This is a genomic window from Streptomyces sp. NPDC031418 (assembly GCF_055581605.1).
This window is the reverse complement of sequence record NZ_JBVIJC010000031.1, coordinates 19,831-34,867: the sequence shown is the minus strand read 5'-3', so window position 1 is coordinate 34,867 and position 15,037 is coordinate 19,831. Positions and strand designations below refer to the sequence as shown.

At 74.9% G+C, this 15,037-nt stretch carries 8 protein-coding genes and 1 pseudogene; 8 read left to right on the top strand and 1 reads right to left on the bottom strand.

Going from position 1 to position 15,037, the window contains the following annotated elements; genetic code table 11:
- Nucleotide 1: 1 nt before the first annotated feature.
- The 4 genes and pseudogenes from ACZ5CZ_RS34585 to ACZ5CZ_RS34570 form a co-directional block, all read left to right on the top strand.
- Nucleotides 2-5,440: pseudogene (locus tag ACZ5CZ_RS34585) on the top strand (type I polyketide synthase); the annotation flags it as partial.
- A 23-nt stretch (nt 5,441-5,463) separates the two neighbouring features.
- Nucleotides 5,464-6,969 carry an FAD-dependent oxidoreductase gene (locus tag ACZ5CZ_RS34580; RefSeq protein ID WP_468948530.1) on the top strand — a complete coding sequence of 502 codons (1,506 nt, stop codon included), beginning with the start codon at nt 5,464-5,466 and terminating at the stop codon, nt 6,967-6,969.
- A 43-nt stretch (nt 6,970-7,012) separates the two neighbouring features.
- The gene (locus ACZ5CZ_RS34575) at nt 7,013-8,248 is read left to right on the top strand and encodes a cytochrome P450 family protein (RefSeq protein WP_468948528.1); all 1,236 of its coding nucleotides are present in this window, start codon (nt 7,013-7,015) and stop codon (nt 8,246-8,248) included.
- A 102-nt stretch (nt 8,249-8,350) separates the two neighbouring features.
- Entirely contained in the window at nt 8,351-9,583 is a 1,233-nt protein-coding gene (locus tag ACZ5CZ_RS34570) for a cytochrome P450 (protein WP_385842822.1), read from the top strand.
- A 70-nt stretch (nt 9,584-9,653) separates the two neighbouring features.
- Here the strand turns inward: ACZ5CZ_RS34570 and ACZ5CZ_RS34565 are convergent, their stop codons facing one another.
- Nucleotides 9,654-10,913 carry a S53 family peptidase gene (locus tag ACZ5CZ_RS34565; RefSeq protein ID WP_385842821.1) on the bottom strand — a complete coding sequence of 420 codons (1,260 nt, stop codon included), beginning with the start codon at nt 10,911-10,913 and terminating at the stop codon, nt 9,654-9,656.
- Nucleotides 10,914-11,162: 249 nt separating this feature from the next.
- On the opposite strand from ACZ5CZ_RS34565, the gene ACZ5CZ_RS34560 reads away from it, so the two are divergent.
- The 4 genes from ACZ5CZ_RS34560 to ACZ5CZ_RS34545 all read left to right on the top strand — a co-directional run bounded on the left by ACZ5CZ_RS34560 (nt 11,163) and on the right by ACZ5CZ_RS34545 (nt 14,752).
- Complete coding sequence (locus tag ACZ5CZ_RS34560) at nt 11,163-11,978, top strand: TrmB family transcriptional regulator (RefSeq protein WP_385842820.1); 816 nt, start codon at nt 11,163-11,165, stop codon at nt 11,976-11,978.
- A gap of 168 nt (nt 11,979-12,146) precedes the next feature.
- Nucleotides 12,147-12,713 carry a histidine phosphatase family protein gene (locus ACZ5CZ_RS34555; RefSeq protein WP_385842819.1) on the top strand — a complete coding sequence of 189 codons (567 nt, stop codon included), beginning with the start codon at nt 12,147-12,149 and terminating at the stop codon, nt 12,711-12,713.
- Between the two features lie 46 nt (nt 12,714-12,759).
- Nucleotides 12,760-13,725: a D-2-hydroxyacid dehydrogenase family protein gene (locus ACZ5CZ_RS34550; protein WP_385842818.1), complete on the top strand. Its 966-nt coding sequence runs from the start codon at nt 12,760-12,762 to the stop codon at nt 13,723-13,725.
- Nucleotides 13,726-14,011: 286 nt separating this feature from the next.
- On the top strand, nt 14,012-14,752 hold the full coding sequence (locus ACZ5CZ_RS34545) for a class I SAM-dependent methyltransferase (protein WP_385842817.1): 741 nt from the start codon (nt 14,012-14,014) through the stop codon (nt 14,750-14,752).
- Nucleotides 14,753-15,037: the final 285 nt, after the last annotated feature.

Sequence of the window (15,037 nt, the reverse complement as noted above, 5' to 3'; positions counted from 1 at the left end):
CATGAGTGATGCCGACCGTCTCCGCGACTACCTGCGCAAGGTCACCGTCGACCTGCACGAGACCCGGCAGCGGTTGCGCGCGTACGAGCAGCGCGACACCGAGCCGGTGGCCGTCGTCGGCATGGCCTGCCGCTTTCCCGGCGGCATCGGCTCGCCCGAGGACCTGTGGGAGGTGGTGGCCGACGGCCGCGATGTGATGGCGGCCTTCCCCACCGACCGGGGCTGGCCGCTGGACCGCCTCTTCGACCCCGACCCGGACCGGCCCGGCACCACCTACGTCAAGGAGGGCGGGTTCCTCTACGACGTGGCCGACTTCGACGCCCCGTTCTTCGGGATCTCGCCGCGCGAGGCGCTGGCGATGGACCCGCAGCAGCGGCTGCTCCTGGAGACCTCCTGGGAGGCGCTGGAGCGGGCCGGGATCGACCCCACCTCGCTGCGCGGCAGCCGCACCGGCGTGTTCGTGGGCAGCGGCGCGCAGGACTACGGGATGCTCGCCGCGCAGGCCGCCGAGGACCTGGAGGGCTATCTGCTGACCGGCAACGCGATCAGCGTGCTGTCCGGGCGGCTGTCCTACACCCTCGGCCTGGAGGGCCCCGCGCTGTCCGTGGACACCGCCTGCTCGGCCTCCCTGGTCGCCCTGCACCTGGCCCGCCAGTCCCTGCTCCGCGGCGAGTGCTCGCTGGCGCTGGCCGGGGGAGCCTCGGTGCTGTCCACCCCGGCCGGGTTCGTGGAGCTGTCCCGGCAGCGCGGTCTGGCGCCCGACGGCCGTGCCAAGGCCTTCGCCGCGGCCGCCGACGGCACCGCCTGGGGCGAGGGTGCCGGGATGCTGGTGCTGGAGCGGCTGTCCGACGCGCGCCGCAACGGACACCGGGTGCTGGCCGTGGTGCGCGGCTCGGCGGTCAACCAGGACGGCGCCTCCAACGGGCTCACCGCCCCCAACGGCCCCTCCCAGGAACGGGTCATCCGCGCCGCGCTCGCCGACGCGGGCCTGGCCGCCGCCGACATCGACGCGGTCGAGGCGCACGGCACCGGTACCGCGCTCGGCGACCCGATCGAGGCCAACGCGCTGCTGGCCACCTACGGCCGCAACCGGCCCGCCGACCGCCCGCTGTGGCTGGGCTCGCTGAAGTCCAACCTCGGTCACACCGGCGCGGCCGCCGGGGTCGGCGGTGTCATCAAGATGGTGATGGCGCTGCGCGGCGACCGGCTGCCGCGCACCCTGCACGTGGACGCGCCGACCCCCGAGGCGGACTTCGCCTCCGGCGGGGTGGCGCTGCTGACCGAGCCCCGCCCCTGGCCGGAGACCGGCCGCCCGCGCCGCGCCGGGGTGTCCGCGTTCGGTATCAGCGGCACCAACGCCCACGTACTCCTGGAACAGTGCGAGGAGTTCGCGCCGGCCGAAACCCCGGCGACCTTCGAAGCCTCGAAGACCTCCGAGACCTCCGAGACCTCCGAGACCGATGGTCGTACGACCGCCCCCGCCGCCCCCGCCCCCCTCGCCCCCGTCCCCCTCGCCCTCTCCGCCCGCACCCCCGAAGCGCTGCGGGCGCAGGCCGAGCGGTTGCTGCCGCTCGTGCAGGCCGGGACCCCGTTGCCGGATCTCGCCGGCGCCCTGCTGCGCTCCCGCGCCCTCTTCGACCACCGTGCCGTGGTCGTCGCCGACGCTCCGGACACCGCCGCCGAGGCACTGCGCGCCCTGGCCGAGGGCAGGCCGCACGACGCCGTGACCGGCGCCACCGCCGCGCCCGTCGACCGGGTCGTGTTCGTCTTCCCCGGCCAGGGCTCCCAGTGGGCCGGCATGGCCGCCGGACTGCTGGACTCCGCGCCCGTGTTCGCCGCCCGCGTCGCCGAGTGCGACACCGCGGCCCGCGCCTTCGTGGACTGGTCGATCGTCGACGTGCTGCGCGGGGCGCCCGGCGCGCCCTCCATGGAGCGCATCGAGATCCTGCAACCGGTGCTGTTCGCGGTGATGGTGTCCCTCGCCGAACTGTGGCGCTCCTACGGCCTCACCCCGGCCGCGGTGGTCGGCAGCAGCCAGGGCGAGATCGCCGCCGCCTGCACGGCGGGCGCGCTGTCCCTGCACGACGCGCTGAAGATCGTCGTACTGCGCAGCCGGCTGTTCGCCGAGGAACTGCTCGGCCGTGGCGCGGTCGTGTCGGTGGCCGCGTCCGAGCAGCAGGTCCGCGCCCGGCTGGCCGCCCAGGGCGACGCGCTGCACATCGGCGGCGTCAACGGCCCGAACGCGGTGACCGTGGTCGGCGCGACGGACGCGCTGGAACGGTTCGTCGCCGAGGCCACCGCCGACGGGCTGCGCGCCCGGCTGGTCGGCTCCACCGTCGCCTCGCACTGCGACCAGGTCGACCCGCTGCGCGAGCGCATCCTGGACCTGTTCGCCGACGTACGGCCCACCGCGGCAGAGGTGCCGTTCTGCTCCACCGTCACCGGAGGCTTCACCGACACCGCCGGCCTGGGTGCCGCGTACTGGTTCGAGAACGCCCGCCGGCCGGTGGCCTTCGACCCGGCCGTGCGCACCCTGCTGGCCGCCGGCTACCGCTTCTTCGTCGAGGTCAGCCCGCACCCGGTGCTGGTCACCGCGGTGCAGGACATCGCCGAGGACGCCGGGGCCGAGGCCGCCGCCGTCGGCTCGCTGCGCCGCGACGAGGGCGGCCTCGACCGCTTCCTGCGCTCGGTGGCCGACGCGCACACCCGCGGCGCCCCGGTCGACCTCGGCGCCGCCCTGGCCGGCCGGGACCCCGCCTGGGTGGATCTGCCCACCTACCCCTTCCAGCGGCAGCGCTACTGGCCCGAGCCCGACCCGGCCGCCGTACCCGGCACCGCGGACCCGGTGGAGTCCGCCTTCTGGACCGCGGTGGAGAACGCCGACCTGCCCGGCCTCACCGACGCCCTCGACCTGGCCGCCCCGGAGGCCGAACCCCTGGCCGCCGTGCTGCCCGCGCTGTCGGCCTGGCGGCGGCGCCGCCGCGAGCGGTCCGTCGTGGACTCCTGGCGCCACACGCTTCAGTGGCGGCCGGTGCCCGACCCGGCGAGCGCGCGGCTGACCGGCGACTGGCTGGTCGCCGTACCCCCCGGGCACACCGGACCGGAACCCGGCGCGCTGGACCGGCACGGCGCCCGGGTGATCCGGGTCGAACTCACCGGGGACTCAACGGACGTGGCGGAGCTGCGGGACGCGCTGGCCGGCGTCCGGCCCGCCGGGGTGCTCGCCCTGCTGGGCTGGCCGGCCGCCGTGACCCTGGTCCGCGCCCTGGCCGAACTGGGCGTGGCGGCCCCCCTGTGGTTCACCACGACGGAGGCGGTGGCGCTGGACGCGGCGCCGGACGGCGACCCGGACCGGGCCGCGCTGTGGGGCCTGGCCCCGACGGTGTCCCTGGAACACCCCGACCTCGCCGGCGGCATCGTCGACCTGCCTGCCCGGCCCGACGAACGGGCGCTGACCCGCTGGTGCGCGGCGCTGTCCGGGCGCACCGGCGAGGAACAGCTCGCCGTCCGCCCGGCCGGACTGTTCGCCCGCCGCCTGGTGCGCAGCCCGCTGACCGAACTGACCGGCGACACCTGGCGGCCCACCGGCACCACCCTGGTCACCGGCGCGGACACCACGACGGGCGCGGCCGTGGCCCGCTGGCTGGCCGCCGCGGGCGCCCCCGCGCTGCTGCTCACCGCCGCACCCGGCGGCGCGGTGCCCGAGGAGACGGTCGTCGCGCTGCGCGCCGAGGGCACCGAGGTGCACACCGCCGTCTGCGACCTGACCGACCCGGCGGCGGTGGCCGCGCTGCCGGCGTCGCTGCCCGCCGGGCAGCCGCTCAGCGCCGTGGTGCACACCGCCGTACCGCTCACCGAAGCCCCGCTGACCAGCCTCGACGGCGCCGCCGCCGCGGCCGCCCTGAACCCCGGCGTCACCGCCGCCTGGCAGCTGCACCACCTCACCCGGGAGCTGCCGCTCACCGCGTTCGTGCTGTTCTCCTCGGTCTCCGGCACCTTCGGCGGCGTCGGCCAGGCCGGTTACGCCGCGGCCACCGCCGCGCTGGACGCGCTCGCCGAGCACCGCGCCGCGGCCGGGCTGCCCGCCCTGTCGGTGGCCTGGGCGCCCTGGGCCGACCCCGACGACACCAGCGGCGTGGCGGCCACCCGCCGGGACCGGCTGGCGAGCCGGGGCATCGCCGTACTGGACGAGCAGCGCGCCCTCGCCGCGCTCGGCACCGCGCTCACCGCGGGGGACACCCGCCTGCTGCTGGCCGAGGTGGACTGGCCGCGGTTCCACGCCGCGTACACCCTCACCGGCCCGCGCCCGCTGATCGCCGAGTTCGCCCCCGACCGCGGCCGCCGCGAGGCCGGCGGCCCGGCCGTGCCGGGCGCCGGCGCGCTGGCCGGGCTGCCCGCCGCCGAGCGGTACGGCGCGCTGCTCACCGCGGTCACCGGCCAGGCCGCGGCCGTCCTCGGCTTCCCGGACGGCTCCGCGCTCGACCCGGCCCGCCGCTTCCTGGAACACGGCTTCGACTCGCTGACCACCCTGGAGCTGCGCAACCGGCTGTCCGCGGCCACCGGGGTACGGCTGACCGCGGCCACCCTGTTCGAGCACGACACCCCGCAGGCGCTGGCCCGCTACCTGAACGGCGAACTCGGCCCCGACCCGGCCGCCAGCGCCGCCCCCGGCGTGTTCGAGGGCCTGTACCGGCAGGCGGCCGAGGCCGGGAAGACCGGCGCGTTCGTGGAGCTGCTCGGCGCCGCCGCCCGGCTGCGTCCCGGCTTCGCCGAGGGGGCCGGCGGCCCGCTGCCCGAACCGGTGCCGCTGACCGCGCACGAGGACGGCCCGCTGCTGGTCTGTCTGCCCACCGTGCTGGCCACCTCCGGCCCGCACCAGTACGCCCGGTTCGCCGCCGCGCTGCGCGACCGGCGCGCCGTCACCGCCCTCGCCCTGCCCGGCTACCTCGACGGCGAACCGCTGCCCGCCGACCGGGCCGCCGCGCTGGAGGCCGTCACCCGCCAGGTGCGGCAGGCGGCGGGGGAGCGGCCGGTGGTGCTGGTCGGCTACTCCTCGGGCGGCCTGCTGGCCGACGGCGTCGCCGCCCGGCTGGCCGCCGAGGGCCGCCCGGCCGCCGCGCTGGTGCTCATCGACACCTTCCTGTTCGGGCCCGAACTGACCACCAACGGAACCGCCTTGTTCGAGCAGATGTTCGCCCGCCTGGCGGAGGGCGGCGGGGTGACCGACGCCCGGCTCACCGCGATGGGCGGCTATCTGCCGCTGCTCACCGACTGGCGGCCCGCCGACTCCACGACCCCGCTGCTGGTGGCCCGTACCACCGAACCCCTCGCCGGATTCGACCGTCCCCCGGCCGACTGGCCCCGCCCGCACGATGAGGTGGAGCTGACCGGCGACCACTTCACCGTCCTCGAGGAACACGCCGAGCGCACCGCCCAGGCGGTGCACGAGTGGTTGGAGAAGCGATGACACGGCGTACGACGGTCCTGGTCGTCGGCGCGGGCCCGTGCGGCCTTGCCATGGCCGCACAGCTGAGCAGGCTCGGTGTGCAGGTCACCGTGGTGGACGCGGCGGACCAGCCGCACACCGGCTCCCGGGCGATCCTGCTGTGGCCGCCGGTGCGGGAGGTGCTCGGCGAACTCGGCCTCGCCGAGCGCGCCGCCCGCGAGGCCATCCAGCCCGTCGCCCTCCACTACCACCTGGGCTCCGGGGGCAGCGTGCGGGTGCCGCTCAGCGACGTCAACGCCCCGCTGGTGCTGCCCCAGGAGCGCACCGGCCGGCTGCTGGCCGAGGCGCTGGCCGACCGCGGCGTCGGCGTCGAGTGGGGCACCCGGGTCACCAAGGTCGTCCCGGACGAGCACACGGTCACCGTCACCGCGACCCGGGCGGACGGCAGCACCACCGAGTTCGAGGCCGACTGGCTGGTGGGCGCGGACGGGCTGCACAGCCGGGTCCGCGCCGAGCTGGGCATCGACTTCACCGGCGCCCGCTTCCCGGCCACCTTCCTGCTCGCCGAGGGACGCATCACCGGCGAGCCGGGCACCGGGTGGAGCGCGGACGAGGTGCACTACTTCCTCGGCGACACCGGCACCGCGGTGCTCGCCCCGCTGCCCGGCGGCGAGTTCCGCATCTCCGGCGCCGTACCGGAGGGCACCCCGGCCACCGCCGAGCAGGCCCAGGTGCTGCTGGACGAGCGCGGCCCCGGCGGGCTCCGCTTCACCGAGGTGCGCACCGTCACCCTGTTCTCCAGCGACGAGCGGGTGGCCGGCGCGCTGCGCTCCGGCCGCTGCTTCCTCGTCGGCGACGCCGCGCATGTGCACAGCCCGATCGGCGGCCAGGGCCTCAGCCTCGGCATCCCGGACACCCGCAACCTGGCCTGGAAGCTCGCGGGCGTGGTGCACGGCCGGCTGAACCCGTCGATCCTGGACAGTTACGACCCCGAGCGGCGGGCCGCGATCGCCCAGACCCTCCAGGCCACCGGCCGGATGGCCCGGCAGGCCGTGGCCGGTCCGGCGGCCCGCCGGGTCCGCGACCTCAGCTGGCGCCTGCTGGGCGCCTCCGGCGCGCTGGCCCGCGGCTACGCACCGCTGCTCGCCGGCTGGCGCAGCCGCTACCCCGACGTGCTGTTCGGCACCGGGCCGGCCGACCGCCCGCAGCGCTCCCGGCCGCGCCCCGGCACCCGCGACCCCCGCTGGCTCCCGCACCCCTCCGACGAGCTGGCCGGCCGCTTCCAGCTGCTCACCTACGGCGGCCCGCACAGCCGACTCGCGCAGGACGCCGCGGAGTTGGCCGGCAGCCTGCCCGGCCTGGTCGCGCACTTCCCGCTGACCGGCCCGCGGCAGCGGTTCGTGCTGCTGCGGCCGGACGGCCATGTGGCCGCCTCCGGCGAGGCGGGCCGGTTCCCCGCCGTCGCCGCGCGGCTCGCCGCACTGGCCGCCACCCCGCCGTCCCCGTCGTCGGGCACCCCCTGACGACGGAGCACCAACCCCGCACCAAGGAAAGGAAACACACGTCATGCCGAACCCCGACGCAGACGTGGCCACCGGCTGCCCCGCGCACGCCGGCGCCACGGCGGGCCCCCGCCCCTGGGCGCCCGGGCTGCCCGAACCCGGCCCGGTCGAACAGCTGCTGCTGCCCGACGGCAACCCGGTGTGGATGGTCACCCGGTACGAGGACGCGCTCGCCGCGCTGACCAACCGCAAGCTGAGCAAGAACCTCGACAACGCGCTGCCCGAACTGTGGCCCTCCCTCGGCTACGACGGCCGCAAGTCCATCCTCAACCAGCACATGAACCTCGCCGACCCGCCCGAGCACACCCGGCTGCGCCGACTGGTGTCCAAGGCGTTCACCCCGCGCCGGGTCGCCGACCTCGGCACCCGGATCCAGCAGATCAGCGACGAACTGCTCGACGCCGTCGCCGAGAAGGGCACCGCCGACCTGAAGGAGGCGTTCATCTCGCCGCTGATCTCCACGGTGCTCTACGAGATGCTCGGCGTCCCGCTGGCCGACATCGAGGAGTTCGAGCGCAACACCTACATCTTCGTCGGCCTGGGCAACTCCTCCAGCCCGGAGGAGGTCGTCGCCTCGGTCGGCTGGTTCGAGACGTACCTGACCGACCTCACCGCGCAGCGCCGGGCCCACCCCGGCGACGACCTCATATCCGGTCTGGTGCAGGCCAACGAGGACGGCGACGCCCTCGCCGACCTGGAGATCCGCTCCACGGTCATGCTGCTGCTCCTCGCCGGCGCGGAGACCACCATCAACCTGCTGTCCAACGGCATCCTCGCGCTGCTGCGCCACCCCGAGCAGCTCGCCGAGGTCAAGGCCGACCCCGAGCTGCTCGGCCCGGCCGTCGAGGAACTGCTCCGGCTGACCAGCCCGGTCTTCACCGTGGTGTACCGCTTCGCCACGGAGGACATGGAGCTGGGCGGCGCGAAGGTCAGGGCGGGCGAGCACGTGATGATCTCGCTGGCCGCGGCCAACCACGACGCCGCCCAGTTCGGCGACCCGGAGACGCTCGACATCCACCGCGACGCGTCCCGGCACCTGGCGCTCGGCCACGGCACGCACTTCTGCATCGGCGCCCCGCTGGCCCGGCTCAAGGCCCGGATCGCGCTGCGCACCCTGTTCGACCGCTTCGACGACCTCCGGCTGGCCGTTCCCGAGGAGCAGCTGACCTGGACGCCGAGCCTGGTGGCCAACAGCCTGGACCAGCTGCCGGTGGCCTTCACCCCCGTCGCCGTGGGCTGACCCCCGGCACGCACCCGACACCCCCCACACCCCCCCTCGAACCGAGACGAGAGACGTCCCGCGCGGCGACCGTGTCCCGCGCGGAGTTGGGAACCGCCCGCCATGACCGAAGCACCCCAGCTCGACCCGGCCTTCATCGCCCAGCTGCTGCCCTTCGACCCCTTCGACCCGGCCTTCCTGGCCGACCCCTACCCGGTCTACGCGCAGATCCGGGAGAAGGGCCCGGTGACCCGCACCCCGCTGGGCCTGTGGGCGGTGACCGGGCACGAGGCGTGCTCGGCCGTGCTGCGCGACCAGCGGTTCGGCTGGGGCGACGGCGCCACCGTCGCCGACCACTTCCGTCACGAGGCCGACGGCTCGGTGGTCCGGCCGTTCATCTTCGCCGACCCGCCGGAGCACACCCGGATCCGCGCCCTGGTGAGCAAGGCGTTCGCGGCCCGCCAGGTGGACCGGATGCGCGCCACCGCCGAGCGGATCGTCCGCGAGCTGATCGAGACCGCCCGCGCCGAGGCCGGCGACGGCCCCGTCGACCTGATGCGCGCGGTGGCCCACCCGCTGCCCGGCCGGATGCAGAACGCGCTGCTGGACGTCCCCGCCGAACACGCCGCCCGCTTCGACGAGTTGTCCGCCGACATCGCCCGCGGCCTGGACCCCAGCTTCCTGCTCGGTCCGGAGGAGGTCGCCCGGCGGGACGCCGCCCGCGCCGAGCTGTACCAGTACATCGGCGAGCTGGCCGAGCAGCGCCGCGCGGCGCCGGGCACCGACCTGATCAGCGAGCTGGTCGCCGCCGAGGAGGGCGGGGACACGCTGACCCCGCACGAGCTGGAGGTCACCTGCACCCTGCTGCTGTCGGCCGGTTACGCCACCACCGTCAACCTGATCGGCAACGGCATGTTCGCCCTGCTGAGCCGCCCCGACCAGCGGGACTGGCTGCGCGCCCACCCGGAGCAGGTGCCGGGCGCGGTGGAGGAGATGCTGCGCTTCGACGCGCCCGTGCAGATGATCTCCCGGGTCGCCCTGGCCGAGGCCGAGATCGCCGGGCAGACGGTCCAGCCGGGCGAGCAGGTCATGCTGTTGATCGGTGCGGCCAGCCACGACCCGGCGGTCCACGAGGACCCCGACGAGCTGAGGCTGGACCGGCCGGCCGGCCGCAATCTCGGCTTCGGCCTGGGCATCCACTTCTGCGTCGGCGCGCCGCTGGCCCGGCTCACCGCCCAGGCCGCGGTCTCCGCCCTGACCGCCCTGGACATGGAGCTGCTGACCGAGGCACCGCCCCGGGTGCCCAACATCGTCATGCGCGGCCTGTCCGAACTGCCCGTCCGGATCACCGGCTGAGGCACCCGCTCGCAGCACTGCGCCCCGCCGGACGGCCGGCGGGGCGCAGCGGACAAGATGGTGTCAGGGGTTACTTGGTGAAGGCGGCGACACCGTTGGGGGTGCCGAGACCCGTCGGGCCGTCGTAGCCCTTGCCCGCCTTGCACAGGTAGGTGTCGCAGGACCCGTTGGCGCCGTCACCGACGTCGTTCAGCTGGTCCGGGTGGGCGTAGGGGTAGGAGGCCGGGGTGTCACCGGAACCCGGGGTGCCCGCGAGGGCGTAGACACCGGCGATGAACGGCGCGGAGGCGGAGGTGCCGCCGTACACGTTCCAGCCGCCCGACTGGTAGGTGTCGTAGACGGCGAGACCGGTGGCCGGGTCCGCCACGGCCGCGACATCGGCGACGCTGCGCTTGCCGCAGCCGGTGTCCTTCTGCCAGGACGGCTTCGCCTCGTACTGCGAGCAGCCGGAGCCCGCGCCGTCACCGCCGGCGGAGGTGCCCCAGACGGACTCGGACCAGCCGCGGGTGCTGCTGTCCTTCTTGAGCGAGGTGCCGCCGACGGCGGTCACGTACGGGGACGCGGCCGGGTACTCGACGCCGTAGCCGCTGTCGCCGGAGCTGACCGTGATGGCGACACCGGGGTGCTTGAAGTACGAGTCGTCGGCGGTGGCGTCGTCGGACGCCTCGCTGCCGCCGTAGCTGTTGGAGACGTACTTGGCGCCCTGCTTGACCGCCTGGTTCACGGCCGCGCCGAGGTCCTCCATGTTGGCGGACTTGGCCTCGACGAGCAGGATGTGGCACTGCGGGCAGGCCGCGCTGACCATGTCCACATCGAGGGATATCTCACCGGCCCAACCGGCGTCCGGGGCCGGGTAGTTGGTGCCGCCGTCCTGGTCGATCTTCTTGAAGCAGCCGTTGCCCGTGGTGCACTCCGGAAGGCCGTACTGGGAGCGGTAGGCCGCGAGGTCCTTCTCGGCGTTCGGGTCGTCGTTGGCGTCCACGATCGCGACGGTGGCGCCCTTGCCGCCGTCCTTGGGCAGGTGGTAGGCGGACTGGAGGTCGGCCGGGCCGAAGCCCTTGGGGGTGTCGTGGCGGCCGAGGGTCCTGTTGGCCTTCAGGTCGGTGCGCACCACCGCCTCGCACGCCATGTAGCCCGGCTTGCTCGGCTCGGAGCAGAGCCGGTGGGTGTGCGCGGTGGCGACGGCGGCGGTCGTGGTCGACGTGGTGCTCGTGGTCGCGAAGGCCGACGACTGGGCGGCGACGGCGAGGCCGCTGGTGATCAGGGCCGCCGCGGACAGCAGCGCGGGCGCGCTGCGGTGGATCGGCTTCCTTCTGCGCTGAGAACGCAATGAACTGCCCTCCGTGGGGGGATGGGTGACTCCGCACCGACGGCCGGATCGCAGTGTCATGCGCATGACAACCGCTTACCGTTGGGGGTGGCCGGGCGGAGTCGGATTCGGGCTTGGTGCTTGGTGCTTGGTGCCACCCCGGTCAGTGGTGGCTATGAGGAGCCTATGGACACTTCGCCGGTGAGAACAGGGCCAGTTGGTAAAACCTTGGCCTGGACGTCACCGCGCCGACGGGTACCTTGTGCAGCCATGGAGCTGGAGGACACCACCGTCAACGACCTGATGTCGCTGGGCCTGCCCCGGTACGAGGCACGGGTCTACCTCACACTCATCAGACGCGGCACCTACACCGCCGCCGAGGTGGCACGCGAGGCCGACGTGCCACGCCAACGCGTCTACGACGTACTGGACGCGCTGGTACGCAGACAACTGGCCACCGCCCACCCCGGGCGCGTGGCCACCTACTCGGCCGTCACACCGGAGCTGGCGCTGTCCCGGCTGATGACCGTTCAGCGGGAGTCGGTCGAGCGGCTGGAACGGGTCTCGCAGGGGCTCGCCGGCCTGCTGCAACCCCTGTGGTCGCAGGGGCGGGCGCACACCGATCCGCTGGACTACATCGAGATCCTGCGCGACCCGAAGGCCATCGCCGAACGCTTCGCCGACATCCAGCGGCAGGCCCGGCACGAACTGCTCACCTTCTGCAAACCGCCGTTCGTCGCCCCCGCCGAGAACACCGAGGGCATCGCGGTGGTCCGCCGACTGCACCGGGCGGGCGGCACGGTCCGGGCGATCTACCTCGACGAGGCGCTGACCGACCCCGGAACGCAGGAGCACGTGAGCCGCTTCGCCGCCGCCGGGGAGGAGGCCCGCTTCGCCCCCGACCTGCCGCTGAAACTCGTCATCGCCGACGCCTCCCTGGTGCTGTGCGACATGCCGGACCCGGTGGCCGGCGCCGGCACCACCACCACGCTCTTCATCGAGCACCCGGCCCTCGCGACCTGCCTGCGCCTGGCCTTCCACACGGTGTGGCAGGACGCCAGGCCCGCCCCGGAGCCCGCCGGCTGATCCGGGCGGAGCGGTTCGCGGGTGCGTACGGCGTCGCTCAGCGGACCCGGGCCGCGCCCCCGTCCTCCCGACCGGCCTGTGATCATGAGCGCGGACGTGCGCCCCGCGGGCCGCCGGTTCCATGAAGTCCCTGTGCCGGCACGGCCGTACGACGAGGAGAGCGCGCGTATGACAAGCCGAGTGGTGTTGATCTCACCCGCCATGAACGCGGACCTGCGCGAGGCCCGGTTCGACGACTCCGGCCCGCTCGACCCGGCCGCGGCGGACCGTGCCCGCGCGGCGGCGGCCGCCCTTCCTCGCGCCGAGCGTGCGCTGGTGTCCCCCTCCGGGCGCTGCCGGCACACGGCGGCCGCACTCGGCCTGGACGCTACCGAGACCGCCGAACTGGCCGGTGCCGGCATGGGCCGCTGGCGCGGCCGGACCCTTCAGGAGGTGACGGCCGCCGAACCGGACGCGGTGGCCCGGTGGCTGACCGACCCGGCGTCCGCCCCGCACGGCGGGGAGTCGGTGCACGAGCTGTGCGCACGGGTCGGCGCCTGGCTGGACCGGGCCGCGGACTTCACCGGCCGGACCCTCGCGGTGGTCGAACCGGACGTCGTACGCGCCGCGACCGTCCGGCTGCTGGCAGCCCCCGAGTCCGCCTTCTGGCGGATCGACGTACGCCCCCTGCACACGGTCGAGTTCACCGGCCGCGCCCACCGCTGGAACCTCACCCTGGGCCGCCCGCTCACCTGACCCCCGGGGCGGCCGGGGATGATCGGAGGGGAGGCAGAATGCCCGCATGACCATCCACTGTGCCGTGCTCGACGACTACCAGGGCGCTGCCCTGAACCTGGCCGACTGGAGTCCGCTCGCCGACCGGGTCGAGGTGCGCACGCTCCGCGAGCACATCACCGACCGGGACGAACTCGTCGCCGCACTCGCCGACTGCGAGATCGTCGTGGCCATGCGGGAGCGCACCCCCTTCGACGCGGACCTGCTGGACAGGCTGCCCCGGCTGCGCCTGCTGGTGACCACGGGCATGCGCAACGCCTCCATCGACCTCGCCGCGGCCGCGGCCCGGGGAGTGACGGTCTGCGGCACCGCCAGCAGCCCCACCCCGCCCGTCGAGCTGACCTGGGCCCTCCTCCTCGGCCTCGCCCGGCACCTCACCGCCGAACACCGGGCCCTGCGCGAGGGCGGCCCCTGGCAGTCCACCGTCGGCCAGGACCTGCACGGCCGCACCCTCGGCCTGCTCGGCCTCGGCAAGATCGGCTCCCGGGTCGCCCGCGTCGCCACCGCCTTCGGCATGGACGTCCTCGCCTGGAGCGAGCACCTCACCGCCGAGCGCGCCGCCGACGCCGGGGCCCGGCTCGCCGACAGCAAGCAGGACCTGCTGGGCCGCAGCGACTTCGTCTCCGTCCACCTCGTGCTGTCCGACCGCACCCGCGGCCTGATCGGCGAGCCGGAACTGCGCGCCATGCGCCCGCACGCCTACCTCGTCAACACCTCCCGCGCCGCCATCGTCGACCGGCAGGCCCTGCTGCGCGCCCTGCGCGAGGGCTGGATCGCCGGAGCCGGTCTCGACGTCTTCGACACCGAGCCGCTGCCCGCCGACGACCCCCTGCACTCCCTGCCCAACGTGCTGGCCACCCCGCACCTCGGATACGTCACCGAGCGCAACTACCGCACCTTCTACACGCAGGCGGTGGAGGACATCGCCGCCTTCCTCGCCGGTACACCGGTGCGGTCGCTGACACACGACTGATCATCAAACCCCTTCCTCTGGCAGGAAGTTGACAGGACGCGCCGCCCGACGCGACGGCGGGGTGCCGCCGGAGAAGATCCGTTACGATGCCGAAGGCGCCCCGCCGTCCACCCCGCACCGTCCACCGACCCCGGTCGCCCGGCGCCCCGCACCTGCCCGCTCCGAGACCCCGCGCGACGCCCCGCAACCCCCGGGCGGTGTCGAGGCCCAGCCGCCATGCCCCCAGCGCGTCGCCGCCCCTGCCCATGGCCGCGGCAGCGGCCCGACCCATCTGGAGGACAGGACCATGACCGCTCCCGACCCGCAGCAGCCGCTCGTCTGGGACACCCCCGACGCGGCGGCCGCCTACCGCGACCGCGACATGCGCCTGGCCCGGCAGCTCATCTTCCCCACCGTGCTGGACCGCGTCGGCCCCTGTCCGGGCCCCGGCGCCACGGTGCTGGACATCGGCTGCGGCACCGGCGCGCTCTCCCTCGAACTGGCGCAGGCCGGCAACTGGTCGGTGCAGGGCGTCGACCCCTCGGCACACATGCTGGACATCGCCCGCGCCGACCGCCCCCACCCGCGCGTCGACTACCGCCGCTTCGACGGCCGTTCCCTGGACTGGATCCCGGACGCCAGCATCGACGCGGCCGTGTGCTGCCTGGTCTACTGCACCGACGCCGACTCCGCCCGGCTCGCCGCACTGACCGCCGAGATCCACCGCGTGCTCCGGCCGGGCGCGCCCTATGTCCTCGCCGACCTCAACCCCGCCGCGGTGGGGGAGGAGTTCTCCACCCTCCGGTACGGCGACGCCGGCGTCTCCTACGCCGAGGGCGACCCCGTGCCCACCGTCCTGCGCCAGCTCGACGGCACCCCCGTCACCACCGGCTGCTACTACCGTCCGCTGTCCGCCTACACCGAGCTGTACACCAAGGCCGGCTTCCCCGAGCCCGTCACGGACACCCCGGCCGCCCCGGAGGCCGAGCGGGTCAGCGCGTCCGCCCTCGCCCCGTACATGATCCTCAGCTCCGCCCGCCGGGCCTGAGCCTTCCGACACCCCCGCGGACGCCGCCCGGCACGGAAAACCGGTACGCGGCGTCCGCTCCTTTTTCCTAGACTCGGCGAAGTACCGCGCAGCCCCGGCCCGTTCACACCCCGGCGTCGCGCATCAGACCAGTCGAGGACCGAGGGGAGCCGGACGTGCGTGACCGTACCGTCGTCGTCGTTCCCCCTTCGCGGTCCGAGGTGATCCTGGTGTCCTCGGCCCTCCGGTGCCCGCTGCGCGGCCGGCACCGGATTCCCGTGCCGCCGCACTGACCTTCCGGCGACC